This is a genomic window from Aeromonas sp. DSM 116730 (genome assembly GCF_046581335.1).
GTDB lineage: Bacteria > Pseudomonadota > Gammaproteobacteria > Enterobacterales > Aeromonadaceae > Aeromonas > Aeromonas rivipollensis.
The window spans coordinates 449,140-466,060 of the sequence record NZ_CP144265.1 but is presented as its reverse complement, the minus strand read 5'-3'; the positions used below and the strand labels follow the sequence as shown (position 1 = coordinate 466,060).

Here is a 16,921-nt window from a genome sequence, read left to right as displayed (position 1 = left end):
TAACGCGCCATGCCGGCCACTTGCAGACCGGTTCGCCATTATATAGGCCTCGGCTTGGCGGTCAAAATACTCATTGGGCCCTCAGGCACCGGATTTCATGCTATCCACGCTCAATTTCATCTCACCGAGACGGCGGGCCAGTGCCCCGACGTTACCGGCGCCCTGAGTCAGCACCAGATCCCCCTCGCCGATCAGGTCGGCCAGCACGGCCGGCACATCGTCAGGGGTTGCGACAAAGATGGGTTCCAGGGTGCCGCGAGAGCGGATGGAGCGGCACAGGGCACGGCCATCGGCCCCCGGGATCGGCTCTTCACCGGCGGCATAGACCTCCAGCATCACCAGCACATCCACCTTGGAGAGCACGTCGGCGAAATCTTCATAGAGATCCCGGGTCCGGCTGTAACGGTGCGGCTGGAACACCATGACCAGTCGCTTCTCGGGCCAGCCGGCGCGGGCGGCATTGATGGTCACCTTGACTTCGCTCGGGTGGTGGCCGTAGTCGTCCACCAGCATGGCCTTGCCACGACCGGTCTCGAACTCGCCATATTGCTGGAAGCGGCGACCCACACCTTCAAACTTGGCGAGCGCCTGGATGATGGCCTCATCGCCAATGCCGTCTTCGGTCGCGACCGCGATGGCGGCGGCGGCGTTGAGGGCGTTGTGAATGCCCGGCAGATTCAGGGTGACGGTCAGCTCGCCGGCATCCTTGCGGCGCACCCGGAAGCGGCTGCGGTTGCTGGTCTGCACGAAGTCCAGCACCTGCACATCGGCATCCTCGGCAAGGCCGTAGGTCAGGGTCGGACGGGCGATCTCCGGCAGCATGCCGCGGATCACGGGATCATCCACGCACACCACGGCCAGACCGTAGAACGGCAGGTTGTGCAGGAAGTCGATGAAGGTGGCCTTCAGCTTGGAGAAGTCGCCGCCATAGGTGTCCATGTGATCCGCTTCGATGTTGGTCACGATGGAGACCATGGGTTGCAGATGCAGGAAGGAGGCGTCGCTCTCGTCCGCCTCGGCGATCAGGTAGCGGCTGCTGCCCAGGCGGGCGTTGGTGCCGGCGCTGTTGAGCAGACCGCCGATGACGAAGGTCGGGTCACGGTCGGCTTCGGCATAGATGCTCGCCACCAGGCTGGTGGTGGTGGTCTTGCCGTGGGTGCCGGCGACGGCGACCCCGTGGCGGAAGCGCATCAGCTCGGCCAGCATCTCGGCACGGCGCACCACGGGAATGCGCAGCTCACGGGCAGCCAGCAGCTCGGGGTTGTCCTGCTTGATGGCGGTGGAGACCACCACCACGCTCGCCTCGTTCACGTGCTCGGCACTGTGCCCCACGAAGATATGGGCCCCCAGGGACGCGAGCCGCTCTGTCACCGCATTGCGGGACAGATCGGAGCCGGAAATCTGGTAGCCCTCGTTGGCAAGCACCTCGGCGATCCCGCCCATACCGGCACCACCTATGCCGATGAAGTGGATGCGACGCACGCGGCGCATTTCGGGGATCACGGTACGCAGTTTTGCCAGTTCAACCTTGGTCATAGCTCTCTCTTCAAGTCTGCCGTCAGCGGTTTGCGCTCGGCGGCATCAATAAATACAGGGACAAGACTGCACGGCCTGGCCTGTGCAATCTTGCTCAACATGCTTTCTCGCTCCGCCCGCTGGCGAGCCGCTTGCACTCATCGGCAACCCGCTCGGCGGCATCTATGATGGCCACGCGACGGGCGGCCTGGGCCATGTTCAACAGTGTCTCCCTGCGCCCGGCGAGCCAGGAGAGACGCGCGGCCAATGAGGCCGGGGTCAGCTCGGACTGGGGCAGGAACTCGGCCGCCCCGCCGTCGACCAGGGTCAGGGCGTTGCGGGTCTGGTGATCATCCACCGCATGGGGCAGTGGCACGAAGATGGCGGCCACACCGGCGGCAGCCACCTCGGAGACCGTCAGGGCCCCGGCGCGGCACACCACCAGATCGGCCCAGGCGTAGGCATCGGCCATGTCCTTGATAAACTCGCTCACCTCGGCCTCGACACCCTGCTTGGCGTAGGCTTCAGCCACGACATCGCGATTGCCCTTGCCACACTGGTGACGCACCTCGATGGGCACGCCAGCCGCCGCCACCGCTGGCGGCACCTGCTCGTTGAGCACCCGGGCACCCAGGCTGCCACCGACGATCAGCAGGCGCAGCGGCTCGCTGCTGCTGCGCAGCTGGGGATCCGGCAGGGCCACCACCTCGGGGCGCACCGGATTGCCCACCACTGCGGTGCGGGCACTCGGCGCAAAGGCGCCGGGGAAGGCCATCAGCACCCGCTTGGCGAGGCGTGCCAGCAGCTTGTTGGTGAGGCCGGCCGCCGCGTTCTGCTCGTGCAGCAGCAAGGGAATACCGGACAGCCAGGCCGCCACGCCGCCCGGGCCTGAGGCGAAGCCCCCCATGCCGAGCACCACATCAGGACGAATGTTTTTCAGCACGCGGCGCGCCTGCAACACGGATTTGACGATGCGATAGGGGGCGACCAGCAGTCGCTTGATGCCGTTGCCACGCACCCCCTGAATGTCGATGAAGGAGATGGGGTAACCGTGGGCGGGCACCAGCTCGGCCTCCATCCGGTCGGCGGTACCGAGCCAGTGAATGGTCCAGCCCTGGGCCTTGAGGCGATCGGCCACGGCCAGCCCGGGGAACACATGGCCCCCGGTACCGCCCGCCATCACCAGTAACGTCTTGCTCACGAAACCTCCCGCACACGCGCCTGGGCACTGGCCTGGCGCAACTCGAAATCGATACGAATCAACATGCTCACCGCCACCATCATGATGATGAGACTGGAGCCGCCGTAGCTGACCAGCGGCAGGGTCAGCCCCTTGGTCGGCATCATGCCGCTGGCGGCGCCGACGTTGACGAAGGTCTGGAAACTGAACCAGATGCCGATGCCGATGGCCAGATAGCCTTCATACAGCCGTTCGGACACCAGCGCCTGGTGACCGAGCTTGAGCGCCTTCACCGCCAGCGCAAAGATGAGGAAAAGCGCACCCAGCACCCCCACGTAGCCCAGCTCCTCGCCGAGGATCGCAAACACGAAGTCGGTGTGGGCCTCCGGCAGGTACTCCATCTTCTGGATGGAGTTGCCTAGCCCCTCGCCAAACCAGCTGCCACGGCCGAACGCCATCAGGGACTGGGTCAGCTGATAGCCGCTGCCGAAGGGATCGGCCCAGGGATCCAGGAAGGAGGTGACCCGCCGCATCCGGTAGGGCTCTGCGATGATCAGGGTCACCACAGCGCTCACCCCCACCAGGATGAGACCGATGAACTGCACCATGCGGGCCCCCGCCAGGAACAGCATCCCGAGGGAGGTGACGAACATCACCACCACGGATCCCAGGTCGGGCTGGGCCAGCAGCAAGGTGGCCACCACGAACAGCACCGCCATGGGTTTCATGAAGCCGATGAAGCGCTCGCGCACCTCGCTCTGGCGGCGTACCAGGTAGCCCGCCAGATAGACGAACAGCGCCAGCTTGCCGAATTCCGCCGGCTGCAGGTTGAAGGGGCCGAGCGGCAACCAGCGCACCGAGCCGTTGACGCTGCGCCCCACCAGCAGCACCAGCACCAGCATCACTATGGCGAGCAGCAGCATGGGGCCGTTGTACTGCTGCCAGCGCGCCATGGGCACCTGCAGCACGAACCAGGAGATGCCGAGCGCCATCACCAGGAAGAGGCCGTGCCGCTTCACGAACATGAAGGGGTCATCGCCCAGGGCAATCCCTTCGGGAATGGAGGCAGAGGCCACTATCACCAGGCCCACCGACATCAGCGCCAGCGCCAGCACAACCAGTTGCCTGTCGTAGAGACCGGCGGGACGCGCCGGCAACAACCAGCGCTGCAAGAAGCCTGCAACGGCGCGAAGGGCGTTCATAGAGTCATCACCAGTTCGGTGAAGCGATCGCCGCAGGCTTCGAAGGAATTAAACCGATCCAGGCCGGTGCACGGAACTTTCATAGTTTCTGTACCAGTTCGGTGAAGCGATCGCCGCGAGCCTCGAAGGACTTGAATTGATCCAGGCTGGCGCAGGCCGGCGCCAGCAGCACCCAGTCACCGGGTCTGGCGTCGGCGGCAGCCTTGGCGACGGCGTCGTCGAGGGAGGCGACCTTCTCGGTCTGTTCACCCAGGGCGAGCAGTATGTCCGCGTCCTGGCCGAAGCAGTACATGTGATCTATCTGGTTGCCGAGCAGTGCCTGCACAGGGCCGAAGTCCTGCCCCTTGCCCTGACCACCGGCCAGCAGCAGCAGGCGTCCCCTGACCGACTCGCGCACCCCGGCCACGGCGGCCAGGGTGGCCCCCACGTTGGTGGCCTTGGAGTCGTTGATCCAGCGCACTCCGTTCACCTCCCGCACGAAGCGGGCACGGTGGGGCAGGCCTTCGAAGCGGCGCAGCACGGCGAGTTGCGGCTCGCGGGGAATGCCGACCGCATCGCACAGGGCCATGGCCGCCAGGGCGTTGGCCTGATTGTGGGCGCCGACTATCTTCATCTCGTCCACCGCCAGCAGCGGCTCCCCGTGCAGGGTCAGCCAGTGGCGACCCGCCAGCTCGCAGCGGCCGTAGCCGTTGCAATCCAGCCCGAAGCTCTGCCACACCTGACCCACGTCGGGCAGGGTCTGGGGATCGTCCCGGTTGACCAGGATGTGCTGGGAGTGCTGATGGATCTCCTGCTTGGCGGCGCGGTAATCCGCCATGCCCTGATAGCGATCCATATGATCTTCGGAGAGGTTCAGCACCACGGAGGCAGCGGCACGCAGGCTGTAAGTGGTCTCCAGCTGGAAGCTGGAGAGCTCCAGCACGCAGAGATCCATGGGCTGCTTGAGCAGCTCCAGCGCCGGGGTGCCGATGTTGCCACCTACGCCAACCTTGAGCCCCGCCTCGGCGATCATCTCGCCGACCAGGGTGGTGACTGTGCTCTTGCCGTTGGAGCCTGTGATGGCAATGACGGGGGTCTGGGTCTCGCGCACGAACAGCTCTATGTCGCCGACGATGCGCACCCCGAACTCGGCCGCGGCCTTCAGCTCGGGGGTCGCCAGGGCAATACCCGGGCTCGCCACTATCATGTGCGCCTGCTTGAGCAGATCGCCGTCCAGCCCGTGGATCAGCTCCACCTCGGGGGGCAGTTGCTCCTTGCCCGGGGGATTGGCGCGGGTATCCATCACCAGGGGCGTGACACCACGACCGAGGAAGTAGTCGACGCAGGAGAGTCCGGTTTTGCCGAGTCCTATGATGATGACCATGGCTTACCTCACCTTCAGGGTGGCGAGGCCGAGCAGCACCAGCATGAGGGTGATGATCCAGAAGCGCACTATGACGCGCGGCTCCGGCCAGCCCTTCTTCTCATAGTGGTGATGGATCGGGGCCATGCGGAAGATCCGCACGCCGCGCAGCTTGTATGACCCCACCTGCAGGATCACGGAGACTGTCTCCATCACGAAGACGCCCCCCATGATCACCAGCAGGAACTCCTGACGCACCAGCACGGCTATGGTGCCGAGCGCCCCGCCGAGGGCCAGGGAACCGACGTCCCCCATAAAGACCTGGGCCGGATAGGTGTTGAACCAGAGGAAGCCAAGCCCCGCGCCGACGATGGCGGTACAGACGATCACCAGCTCGGAGGTATAGGGCACGTAGGGAATGTGCAGGTAGTTGGCGAAGTTCACGTTGCCGGTGGCCCAGGCGACAAAGGCGAAGCCCCCCGCCACCATCACGGTCGGCATGATGGCAAGGCCATCCAGGCCGTCGGTCAGGTTGACCGCGTTGGAGGTACCGACGATGACGAAGTAGGTCAGCACTATGAACATCAGGCCGAGCTGCGGCATCACATCCTTGAGGAAGGGTACCACCAGCTGGGTCTGGCCGTCATGGGTCGCGGTGGCATAGAGGAATACCGCCACGGCCAGGGCGACTGCCGACTGCCAGAAGTACTTCCAGCGGGCGATCAGGCCGTCGGTATTCTTGCGCACCACCTTGAGGTAGTCGTCGGCAAAGCCGATGGCGCCGTAGGCACCGAGCACGAACAGCACCAGCCAGACATAGGGGTTGTCGAGGCGGCTCCAGAGCAGCACAGAGATGAAGATGGCCGCAATGATCATCAGGCCCCCCATGGTCGGGGTGCCCTTCTTGCTGAGGTGTGACTCTGGGCCGTCGTTGCGGATCACCTGACCGAATTTCAGGATCTGCAGGCGACGGATTAGACGCGGCCCCATCCAGAGCGCCACCACCAGACCCGTGATGATCGACAGGATGGCGCGGAACGTCAGGTAGGAGAAGACGTTGAAGAAGGTGAAGTGCGGGGTGAGCAGTTCCGCCAGCCAGACTAGCATGTGGCTGACTCCTGACGGTCAACGACCATCTTGACGATATCTTCCATGCGGGAACCGCGGGCACCCTTGACCAGGATCGAGATTTCTTGATGTGTATTTATCATTTGCGCAAGCACTTCAAACAACGACGCCTTGTTATCGAAATGTCGACCCGCCGCGGCATCTGCGGTGTGACGACTCTGTTCCCCTACCGTCAGCACGGCGTCGAGGCCCTGCTCGCGGGCGTGGTGTCCGACCCGGGCGTGCTGGGCCGCGGACTCCTCACCCAACTCCTTCATGTCACCGAACACCAGCACCTTGTAGCCGCCCATGGCGGTCAGGGCATCGATGCCCGCCAGCACGGACTCCACGCTGGCGTTGTAGGTGTCATCCACCAGGGTGAGACCACCCCAGCGTTGCACGCAGAAGCGGCCCTTGACCGGCGACATCTGCTCCAGCCCCGCCTTGACGGAAGCGAGGGAGGCGCCCAGCGCCAGACAGCCGGCGGCGGCAGCCAGGGCATTGGCCACGTTGTGGCGGCCCGGAATGGCTAGGGTCAGGGTCAACTCTCCCTGCGGGGTCACCATCACGAATTCGGCGCAGCCCTGCCCGTTGAGCGCTATGTCACGGGCATGGAAGGGCTGGCTCTGATCTTCGAGGGAGAAGGCGCACCGAATGCCCCGCTCCCGCCACTTGGGCCAGAACTCGTTGTCGGCATTGACGATGGCGGTGCCACCCTCGCCCAGGCCCTCAAAAATTTCGCTCTTTGCGTGGAAGACCCCTTCCAGGGAGCCGAAGCCTTCCAGATGGGCGGCGGCCACGTTGTTGATGAGGGCGGCATCGGGCCGGGCCAGGGAGGTGGTCCAGGCGATCTCCCCCGGGTGGTTGGCACCCAGCTCCATCACCGCAAACTGGTGCTGCGCCTCGAGGCGCAGCAGGGTGAGCGGCACCCCCACTTCATTGTTGAAGTTGCCGGCGGTGGCCAGCACCTCCCCCTCACCGCGCAGGATGGCGGTCGCCATCTCCTTGACCGTGGTCTTGCCACAGCTGCCGGTGATGGCCAGTACTTTCGGGTTGATGCGCTCGCGCACCAGCTTGCCGAGGCGGCCCAGTCCCTTGAGGGTATCGGCCACCACCAGTTGCGGTATGGCAAGGGGCAGCTCGCGCTCCACCAGCAGGGCAGAGGCCCCGGCGGCCAGGGCCTGGTCGCAGAAATCGTGGGCATCGAAACGCTCGCCACGCAGCGCGACGAACAGCGCCCCCTTGCCCAGGGTGCGGGTGTCGGTACTGACTGCCGTGATCTCGAGATCGCCGCCGATCAGACGGGCATCGAGCACCTGCGCCAGGTCGGCAAGCCTGAGGGTCATCATCTGAATGACTCCATTAATGTGTGCAAGGCGGCCGCGACGGTTTCCCGGTCGCTGTAGTGCCGCTTGTCGGTTCCAATGATCTGATAATCCTCGTGGCCCTTACCGGCCACCAGGATGATGTCCTGCTTGCTCGCCTGACTGAGGGCCAGCCGGATCGCCTTGACCCTGTCGTGCTCGATCTGCACGGCAGCAGGATCGCGAAGGCCCGCCACCATGTCCGCCATGATCTGTTCCGGCGCCTCGGTACGGGGATTGTCGTCGGTCAGGATCACGCGATCCGCATGTTGCTCCGCCATGGCGGCCATCATGGGCCGCTTGCCGCGATCCCGGTCGCCACCACAGCCCACCAGGCACCAGAGCCGACCTTCGCAGTGCACCCGCAGGGCCTGCAATGCCTTCTCCAGCGCATCCGGGGTATGGGCATAGTCGACCACCGCCAGCGGCGCCTTGCCACCGCCGAAGCACTCCATGCGACCGGTCACGGGTTGCAGTTTCGGGGCGCTGGCCAGCAGTGCATCGAAGTCATAACCCAGTACCAGCATGGCGCCCATGGCGGCCAGCACATTGCTGACGTTGAAGCGGCCGAGCAAGGGGGCGGATAATACACCATTCCCCCAGCTGGAGTTAATGCGCGTGTCAAATCCTTGTTGGTGGAAATGGGGATCCTGCGCCGTCAACTGTCGCCCGACATGGTTTTCAATCGGGCCATGAACACTGAAGGCCACCGCAGCGGGGTAGGCTGCCAGCCACTGGCGCCCCAGACGGTCGTCGGCATTGATGACGGCGCAGGGCTCATCCACCAGTTTCAGCAACTCTTCCTTGGCGGCGCCATAGGCCTCCATGGTGCCGTGATAGTCGAGGTGATCCCGGCTCAGGTTGGTGAACACAGCCGCAGAAAACGGCAAGGCCGCCACCCTGTGCTGCACCAGACCGTGGCTGGAGACCTCCATCGCCACCAGATCGGCCCCCTGCTGTTGCAGGGCGGCAAGATTGGCCTGCACCTGCACGGCGCTGCCTGTGGTGTTTTCCGCTTCCACCAGTTCACCGAACAGGCCATTGCCTATGGTGCCCATCACCCCGGCCTTGCCTCCCAGCAGGGTGCGCCAGTTGGCGACCAGCAGGGCAGTGGTGCTCTTGCCGTTGGTGCCGGTGATGCCCACCAGTTGCAGCTTCTGCGCCGGATAGTCATAGAAATGGCCCGCCAGTTCGGAGAGGCGAGCGGGCAGATCCTTGAGCCCGAAACAGGGGATCGAGGTGGCGGGGGCCACGAATTCCCCATCCTCCTCAAACAGGACGGCGGTCGCTCCCTGAGCCACCGCCTGTTCGATGAAACGCCTGCCATCCATCTGGTGGCCCCGGATTGCCACGAAGAGAGAACCGGGCCCGACTCGCCGGCTGTCGAGCTGGATGTCGGTGAGCGCGAGCGCCGGAGCATGGATGCCAAAATGGCTCATGAGTTGATCAAGTGCGCGGGGCGGCAACATGGGAAGCCTCCGAATGGGCAGGAATGCAGGCGCTCAGGGAATGCGGCGCCATGGAAAACACCCCGACAGTCGCGGGGTCGACAGAGAGAAACGGATGCCAATCAGGTACGAGGTGCGCCATGGGCGGCCTCCGTACGGGCAAGCTTCGCCGGCACCTCGGGGGGGATGGCGTCGGGACGAATGTTGAAGAGCTGCAGCACGCCCCCCATGGCCTCGGCGAACGGCGGGGTCGCCACGGCACCGCCGTAATAGGCATCGCCCTTGGGCTCGTTGATCACCACCACCATGACGAAGCGGGGGTTGCTGGCCGGGGCGAAACCGGCAAACCAGGCCATGTAATCCTTGCCGTAGCCACCGGCGACGGCGACCTTGGCGGTACCACTCTTGCCGCCGACCCGATAACCCGGGATCTGCGCCTTGGGAATGGCATTGCTCACCACGTACTCCAGCGCCTGCAGCATGGCGGTGGCGTTGTTGTGGTCGATGACCTGCTCACCCTTGGGCGGCGTGGTCACCTTGATGATAGAGAGCGGCACCCGCTTGCCCTTGTTGGCCAGGGTCGCGTAGGCGGAAGCCAGCTGCAGCGGGGTGACCCGCAGGCCATAGCCGAATGACAGGGTCGCCCGCTCGATGTCGGACCAGCGGCGGCGCTGGGGCAACATGCCGCCGCTCTCTCCCATCAGACCACTGCCGGTGTCCATACCGAAGCCGACCATGCTGAGGGTGTTGATCATCTCCTGGGCCGGCATCCGCAGCGCGATACGCGACATGCCGATGTTGGAGGAGTAGCGCAGTATGTCGTACAGGTTGGTCGCCTTGTGAATGCTCACATCGCGGATCTGCTTGGCCCCGATGAACAGGGGACCACCGGGGATGGTGTCCTTCCAGCTGGTGACGCCCGCCTGCAGGGCGCTCAACAGGATCAGCGGCTTGACGGTCGAACCCGGCTCATAGGTGTCCGTCACCACCCGGTTGCGCACCCGGAAGCTCTGGTACTGGCCACGGTTGTTCGGGTTGTAGGAGGGGGTATTGACCATGGCGAGCACTTCGCCGGTCTTCACGTCCAGCATCACCATGGAGCCGGAGGTCGCCTTGTTCTCGTCGGTGGCGCGCTTGAGGGCACGGTAGGCCAGCGCCTGTACCCGTTGATCTATGCTCAGTTGCAGATCGTTGGCGTGCTTGCCCTCCTTGACCAGCCCGAGTCGCTCGATGACCCTGCCCTGCCTGTCCTTGCGCACCCGCATCTCGCCCGGAGTCGCGGTCAGCCATTCGTTGTAGCTGCGCTCTATCCCCTCGATGCCGCTGCCGTCTATGTTGGTCACCCCCACCAGGTGGGCGCTGATCTCGCCGGTCGGGTAGAAACGGCGCGCCTCGGGGCGCAGGTAGATGCCCCCCAGCTTCAAGCCCTTGATGTATTCCGCCACGGCAGGGGTTACCTGACGCTGCAGATAGACGAAGCGCTTACTGGGGTTGGAGATGCGGTGCTTGAGGGTGTTGATGTCGAGCTTGAGCACGGCGGAGAGCGCCAGCCAGGCGCGCTCGTTGTGGATGGCGCCGGACTCGTGCACCGTCTTGGGATCGGCCCAGACTGCCTCGACCGGCACGGACACTGCCAGCTGCTCGCCGTTGCGATCGGTGATCATGCCGCGCACCGCTTGGGTGGAGGTGGTTCGCAGGGAGCGCATGTCCCCCTCCTGGCGCAGCCTGTCCGGATCTATCACCTGGATCCAGGCCAGCCGCAGGATCAGGCCGGCAAACGCAATCCCGATGAAAAACACCAGGGTGCGAAAGCGCCACGGGTAGAGTGACGGAGCTTTAGCCTTGGCTTTGTCCTTTGCCGGAGCCTTGGTGGCGGCCTTGCGTGTCATGGTTGGGTTATTACCTTCTCGGTGGTCACCAGCGGGCGAGCCATCTGCAATTTATCCATGGCCAGACTCGCGACACGGGAGTGTTCGGCCAGTGTGCCCTGCTCCAGCAGCAGGTGCCGCCACTCGATGTTGAGCCTGTCCTCTTCCGCCATCAGGTCATTCTGCTTGGCCGTCAGCCCCCGGGTCATGTTGGTCACCAGGATCACCGCAAAGGCGGTGATCAGCACGGCCAGGGTCAGCACGACCTGCAACTTGTGGCGCCAGAGATCACCGATGATCTCCCTGGACAGATGAATGCGTACCTCGCTCATGACTCAATCCGCCAGACGCTGGGCGACTCGCAGCACAGAGCTGCGGGATCGGCTGTTTTCGGTGACTTCATGTTCGGAAGGTTTGAGCGCCTTGCCGACCGACTTCAACTTGCGGCCACCGGCCAGTTGCGCCTCGGTCAACGGGATGCCATGGGGCACTTCCGGCCCCTTCTCATGCTTGCGAATGAAGTGTTTGACCAGACGGTCTTCCAGGGAGTGGAAGCTGATGACGGAGAGGCGACCCTCGGGCGCCAGCGCCTGCAGGGCACCGTTCAGCGCGGTTTCGATCTCGTCCAGCTCGCTGTTGATATAGATGCGGATGGCCTGGAAGCTGCGGGTTGCCGCATGCTTGCCCTTCTCCTTGCTCGGGTTGACCCGGGCAATCATCTCCGCCAACTGGCGGGTGCGCACATAGGGTTCGGTGACGCGGTCATGGACGATGGCGCGAGCAATCTTCTTGGCAAAACGCTCCTCGCCGAAGGTCTTCAGCACCCAGGCGATGTCATCCACATCGGCCTTGGCCAGCCACTGCGCAGCGCTCTGGCCCGTGGTCGGGTCCATCCGCATGTCGAGGGGGCCGTCTTTCATGAAGCTGAAACCGCGCTCGGCGTCATCGAGCTGTGGAGAAGAGACCCCCAGATCCAGCAGGAAGCCGTCGACCTTGCCGAGCAGGCCGCGATCGCTCAGGTAAGTGGTGATGCCGGAGAAGGGACCGTGCACTATCTCGAAGCGGGGATCCTGGATCTTGGCCGCCTCGGCAATGGCCTGGGGATCCCTGTCTATGGCGATCAGTCGCCCCTGCGGACCGAGATGCTGGAGAATGAGACGAGAGTGACCACCCCGGCCAAAGGTACCGTCGACGTAGATACCGTCCGGCTTGATGGCCAGCCCTTCGACGGCTTCGTGCAACAGCACTGTGATGTGTTCAGCGGCTTGGGTCATTTATAAAGAAAAATCCTGTAGTCGTGGTGAACTTGCCCAGTCGTCCTCGGGCAGGCCCAGGATGTCGTCATTGATCTGTTGTTGCCAGCGGGCTTCATCCCACAACTCAAACTTGTTGAGCTGGCCCACCAGCATGATCTTCTTGTCCAGCCCGGCGTGGCTACGCAGTGGCTGGCTCAGCAGCAGACGGCCATTGCCGTCCAGTTCGCACTCGGTTGCATGTCCGAGCAGCATGCGCTGCAGGCGGCGTTCCGTCGGATTGGTACTGGAAAGGGTCTTGAGCTTGCGCTCTATCTCTTCCCATTCACTCAGGGGGTAAAGCAGCAGACAGGGATGGGCTATGTCGATGGTGCAGACCAGCTGGCCGTCGCGCTCGGAGCGCAGCCAATCTCGATATTTGGTCGGAATCGCCAGTCGCCCTTTGCTGTCCAGGCTGATGGCGTGAGCGCCACGCAACAAATTGCAGTCCCCGAAGGTGAGTTATGGAGGCAAATTGCCCAATAAAACCACTTTGATCCACTTTTCTCCACCATGAAGTTTAAGGACGAGCAGGGGGCTTTTCAAGCAAGGATCTCGGGCATGGGGAACATATTGACGCAGCGCGGGGAGGCTACAGATTAACTGAGTTGATTTTCCACAAGTTATTTGTGTTAACAGCCATAGGATTAATTGCGAACATTTTTAAAATGAACAATGTGAAAGAAGTAAATCATGCTGGAGTCTCCCCTCTTTTTACACACTAGTGTATGACAAAAGCATGCAAACAAAAAAACAACAACTTGATTTATAAGGTATTTTTATAAGCCCCTCATGTCGGCCAGTATCGCCGTTCAATTTTTTACTATTTCTACCGCTATAAAAAAGAGCCTCGCGATAAATCGCAAGGCTCTTCAGGAATAGGTCGGAGTCGGCCTGTAAGCCGGGTTCTGTACCGGGTTGCCCCGGGTAGCAATCATTCCTCTAGGCCAGCAATCGCTCACTGGCTCAAGCAACCTACCCGCCCCCAACGCGGGCCGCGCCAATAGGGGCCTATTTGGTCTTGCTTCGGGTGGAGTTTACCGTGCCACGAACTGTTGCCAGTCGCGCGGTGCGCTCTTACCGCACCCTTTCACCCTTACCTGATCCCTTGCGGGCCATCGGCGGTTTGCTCTCTGTTGCACTGGTCGTAGGCTCGCGCCTCCCAGGCGTTACCTGGCACCCTGCCCTATGAAGCCCGGACTTTCCTCCCCTCCGCCCGTCTGTCCCGAGGGACACAACGACGAAGCAGCGATTGCCCAGCCGACTCCGAGGCGCGGATTATAGCCTCGTGACACAGTGGGGTAAACCGGCAATTCCCGTTTGCAGCAATTAATCGTGCGCCAACCCCTGCCGGCCGGGCCCACTCTTGCGGGCCCCCTGGCCTGCGCCAGTCAGAACGCTCTCATTTTGCCTATTTTTACGCCTTGGCGGTGCTCATTGGCCTGCTTGCACGGCTCAGTGGTGCTCGAGACCATATTTGTAGAGGGCATTCTTCTTCACGCCGTGGATCTCGGCGGTCAAGGCCGCCGCTTTTTTTAGCGGCAGCTCCGCCACCAGCAGCCCCAGGGTGCGGATCGCCTCAGCGGGCAGCTCTTCATCCACCTTGCTGGCACCGGCGACCACCAGCACGATTTCGCCGCGGCAGCGATTATCGTCTTCCCCAAGCCAGGTCAGCATCTCGGAGGCAGGCAGACCGTGGATGGATTCGAAAGTCTTGGTCAGCTCGCGGCACACCACCACCTGACGTTCACCGAGGATGCGAGCGATGGCCTCCACCGTATCCTGCACCCGGCGCGGCGACTCGTAGAACACCAGGGAACGGGTGTCTTCGATGACGGCTTGCAGCCTGTCGTCGCGGCCCTTGGCTTTCGCCGGCAGAAACCCTTCGAAGGCGAAGCGATCTGTGGGCAGACCGGCGGCAGAGAGTGCAGTGATGGCGGCGCAAGGGCCCGGCAGCGGCACCACCTTGACCCCGGCCTCGCGACAGCGGGTGACCAGGTGATAGCCGGGGTCGCTGATGAGCGGCGTGCCCGCATCCGAGACCAGGGCGACGCTCTTGCCTTCCTTGATCCGGCCGATCAGCACATCCGCCTTCTGCTGCTCGTTGTGATCGTGCAGGGCGAAGGTCGGCACCGATATTTGGTAGTGGCTGAGCAGGATGCCGGAGTGCCGGGTATCTTCGGCGGCCACCAGATCGACGCTGCGTAAAATGTCCAATGCACGCTGGGTGATATCCGCCAGATTACCGATGGGAGTGGGGACTATATACAGGGTTGGGGTGTCACTCATGGGATCTCCGAGTGTCCCGACAATTGTGTCGCCATATTGGCCCGTTTACACTATGGAGAACTTCAACACTGGTCGGGGAATGAACTTGAACCGGGTTACAAAGCAGCTAAGTGTATCACGACTCTTCGGCATCATACTCGCGGCAGTACTGCTCGCCGCCTGTGCGTCGGAGCCCAACCCATCTTCCGCGGAGCCCGGCATGCCGTCGGCGTTCTCGGATCTGACCAAGAATGCCCAGTGGTATCTGGAGCAGGTGGATCCCGCCAAACCGGCCGAGGCCTTCACCTGGCAGGTGATGGCGGCGCGCAGTTATCTGGCGCTTGGTCAGGCCAAACCGGCCGCCGCCCTGTATCAACAGTTGCAGAAGCAGGCCGGCAACCCGGTGCAGCAGGCACAACTGCAACTGCTGCAGGCGCACCTCTTGCTGGCCCAGGGCAACGCCAACCAGGCGTTGATCCTGCTGGAAGGCAAGCCGGATGTGGCCCTCGATGCCGATACCCAGAAGGATTGGTATCGCCAGCGGGTGGTGCTGCAACTGGACATCAACAACAAGTTTGGCGCGGCCAAGTCGCTGATCCTGCTGGAGCCTTACCTGGCCAAGAATGAGCTGGCCACCAACCACCAGCAGATCTGGTCCCTGCTGAAAAGCATGACCCCCTCCACCCTGCAGGCGCTGGAAGAGGCGCCGGCCCCCGACGTGACCACCGGCTGGCTGCGACTGGCGGCACTGGTGAACGAGTTTGGCGCCCAGCCAAGTCAACTCGCGCGCCAGCTCGCAGGCTGGAAGCAGAGCTTCCCGAACCACCCGGCCCAGACTGACATGCCGGCCGGCCTCGGGGATCTCGCCACCACGGATACAGGAGCACTGCAGCAGGTCGCGGTCTTCCTGCCCCTCTCCGGCAACCTGGAGGCGCAGGGCGCCGCCATCCGCAACGGCATGCTGATGTCCTACAAGGATAATCAGGGGCAATTCACCCTGAACTTCTATGACACTCAGGGCAAGGCGATGGGGGATCTCTACAAGCAGGCGATCCAGGAGGGGGCCAACATGATCATTGGCCCGCTGCTGAAAGATCAGGTCGAGGAGCTGCTCAAGTCCAACCCGGCCGTGCCGGTGCTGGCGCTCAACGAGCTGGACAAGCCGATCATCAACGACAACACCTTCTATTTCTCCCTCTCCGCCGCCGCTGATGCGAGCCAGGCAGCCCAGTACCTCTATGGTCAGGGTTACCGCAAGCCGCTGCTGATCGCGGCGCAAGGCCGGATTGGCTACAGCAGCATCAAGGCATTCGAGCAGGCCTGGGCTGGCGTCAGCCAGGAGAAGCCCGTGGTCGCCACCTTCGGGGCACGCAACGAGGTGCAGGGCATGGTCAAGAATGCCCTGAGCGGTCGTTCCACCGCCCGGGCCGGGGAGATAGTGCAGCTCTCTGATGCGGCACCGCGCAGCATAGACGCCGTCTATGTGGTAGCCAACAGCCTGGAGACCAGGATGATCAAGCCCTATGTGGACATCTCGGTCAATCCCATGGGCAGCCTGCCCATCTACAGCAGCTCGCGAGGCTATGACAGCGGGGCGACCGAGGTGGCTTCCGAACTTAACGGCATGCACATCTCCGACATGCCGCTGCTGCTGGGAGGCTATGAGCAGCAACGGGAACAGATAGCCCTGCTCTGGCCACAGACCCAGGGTGACCTGCTGCGCCTGTTTGCCCTCGGCTACGATGCGGTCAGCCTGGCCGGCAACCTGCCGCAGATGCGCAAGCTCAATGCCATGCAGCAACCGGGCATGAGCGGGCAGCTGAGCGTGGATCCCCAGGGCAACATAGTGCGCATGCTGGACTGGGCCACCTACCAGAATGGCAAGCTGGTCAGCGACAGCGCCGTGCCCCAGCTGGAGGACACCCCCCCCCATGAAGAGGCTACTGGCACAACTGCACCAGCAGTGGTTGAACCTGTTGCCGTCGGCAGCGACGAGCAAGGGACAGCACTTTGAGCAAGTAGCGGAATGCTGGTTGCAGGCCCGCGGCCTGCAACCCGTGACCCGCAACTACCGCTGCCGTGGTGGTGAAATAGATCTCGTCATGCGCCAGGGGGATACCCTGGTGTTTGTCGAGGTCAGATATCGCGCTCGGGCCAGCCATGGCGGAGCCGCCAGCTCGGTCACCCGGCGCAAACAGCACAAGATCGTGCTGGCCGCGCGCCACTATTTCAAGCAACATGCCATCAACGAGGCCAGCCAGGCCTGCCGATTCGATGTGATCGCGTTCGAGGGCGACCAGCCAGACTGGATCCAGAACGCTTTTTAAGAGGACCC

14 protein-coding genes and 1 other RNA gene are annotated in these 16,921 nt (G+C 63.3%); 2 read left to right on the top strand and 13 right to left on the bottom strand.

Annotated features, from left to right (window positions below):
• Positions 1–81 precede the first annotated feature (81 nt).
• The 13 genes from murC to rsmI all read right to left on the bottom strand — a co-directional run bounded on the left by murC (position 82) and on the right by rsmI (position 14,607).
• Positions 82–1,536 (bottom strand): UDP-N-acetylmuramate--L-alanine ligase, encoded by a 1,455-nt coding sequence (gene murC, locus Aeroheme_RS02295; protein ID WP_171276948.1) that lies wholly within the window; start codon positions 1,534–1,536, stop codon positions 82–84.
• 94 nt (positions 1,537–1,630) lie between these two features.
• Positions 1,631–2,716: an undecaprenyldiphospho-muramoylpentapeptide beta-N-acetylglucosaminyltransferase gene (murG, locus tag Aeroheme_RS02290; protein WP_411166621.1), complete on the bottom strand. Its 1,086-nt coding sequence runs from the start codon at positions 2,714–2,716 to the stop codon at positions 1,631–1,633.
• Entirely contained in the window at positions 2,713–3,897 is a 1,185-nt protein-coding gene (gene ftsW / locus Aeroheme_RS02285) for a cell division protein FtsW (RefSeq protein ID WP_162627267.1), read from the bottom strand. Before ftsW ends, murG begins: the two co-directional genes overlap by 4 nt.
• A 79-nt stretch (positions 3,898–3,976) precedes the next feature.
• Complete coding sequence (gene murD / locus Aeroheme_RS02280; RefSeq protein WP_408753166.1) at positions 3,977–5,260, bottom strand: UDP-N-acetylmuramoyl-L-alanine--D-glutamate ligase; 1,284 nt, start codon at positions 5,258–5,260, stop codon at positions 3,977–3,979.
• Between the two features lie 3 nt (positions 5,261–5,263).
• Positions 5,264–6,346, bottom strand: coding sequence for a phospho-N-acetylmuramoyl-pentapeptide-transferase (mraY, locus tag Aeroheme_RS02275; RefSeq protein WP_005332102.1), 1,083 nt, complete (start codon positions 6,344–6,346; stop codon positions 5,264–5,266).
• Positions 6,340–7,695, bottom strand: a complete 1,356-nt coding sequence (murF, locus tag Aeroheme_RS02270; RefSeq protein ID WP_411166620.1) for a UDP-N-acetylmuramoyl-tripeptide--D-alanyl-D-alanine ligase — start codon at positions 7,693–7,695, stop codon at positions 6,340–6,342. The genes mraY and murF overlap by 7 nt, the downstream gene beginning before the upstream one ends.
• The gene (gene murE, locus Aeroheme_RS02265) at positions 7,692–9,179 is read right to left on the bottom strand and encodes a UDP-N-acetylmuramoyl-L-alanyl-D-glutamate--2,6-diaminopimelate ligase (protein WP_411166619.1); all 1,488 of its coding nucleotides are present in this window, start codon (positions 9,177–9,179) and stop codon (positions 7,692–7,694) included. Before murE ends, murF begins: the two co-directional genes overlap by 4 nt.
• 101 nt (positions 9,180–9,280) lie before the next feature.
• Entirely contained in the window at positions 9,281–11,047 is a 1,767-nt protein-coding gene (locus Aeroheme_RS02260) for a penicillin-binding transpeptidase domain-containing protein (protein ID WP_106885645.1), read from the bottom strand.
• Positions 11,044–11,358, bottom strand: coding sequence for a cell division protein FtsL (gene ftsL, locus Aeroheme_RS02255; RefSeq protein ID WP_025328463.1), 315 nt, complete (start codon positions 11,356–11,358; stop codon positions 11,044–11,046). The genes Aeroheme_RS02260 and ftsL overlap by 4 nt, the downstream gene beginning before the upstream one ends.
• Positions 11,359–11,361: 3 nt before the next feature.
• Complete coding sequence (gene rsmH, locus Aeroheme_RS02250; RefSeq protein ID WP_163148909.1) at positions 11,362–12,300, bottom strand: 16S rRNA (cytosine(1402)-N(4))-methyltransferase RsmH; 939 nt, start codon at positions 12,298–12,300, stop codon at positions 11,362–11,364.
• Positions 12,301–12,759, bottom strand: coding sequence for a division/cell wall cluster transcriptional repressor MraZ (gene mraZ / locus Aeroheme_RS02245; protein WP_411166618.1), 459 nt, complete (start codon positions 12,757–12,759; stop codon positions 12,301–12,303).
• 440 nt (positions 12,760–13,199) lie between these two features.
• Positions 13,200–13,586: RNase P RNA component class A (gene rnpB / locus Aeroheme_RS02240), an RNA gene on the bottom strand.
• A gap of 187 nt (positions 13,587–13,773) precedes the next feature.
• A complete protein-coding gene (rsmI, locus tag Aeroheme_RS02235) occupies positions 13,774–14,607 on the bottom strand; it encodes a 16S rRNA (cytidine(1402)-2'-O)-methyltransferase (protein WP_139745541.1) in 834 nt (277 codons plus the stop codon).
• A 199-nt stretch (positions 14,608–14,806) separates the two neighbouring features.
• Here rsmI and Aeroheme_RS02230 point away from each other — a divergent pair, with 199 nt between their 5' ends.
• Together Aeroheme_RS02230 and Aeroheme_RS02225 are read left to right on the top strand one after the other, a co-directional pair.
• A complete protein-coding gene (locus Aeroheme_RS02230; protein WP_411166617.1) occupies positions 14,807–16,600 on the top strand; it encodes a penicillin-binding protein activator in 1,794 nt (597 codons plus the stop codon).
• Positions 16,518–16,913 (top strand): YraN family protein, encoded by a 396-nt coding sequence (locus tag Aeroheme_RS02225; protein WP_411166616.1) that lies wholly within the window; start codon positions 16,518–16,520, stop codon positions 16,911–16,913. The genes Aeroheme_RS02230 and Aeroheme_RS02225 overlap by 83 nt, the downstream gene beginning before the upstream one ends.
• Positions 16,914–16,921 lie beyond the last annotated feature (8 nt).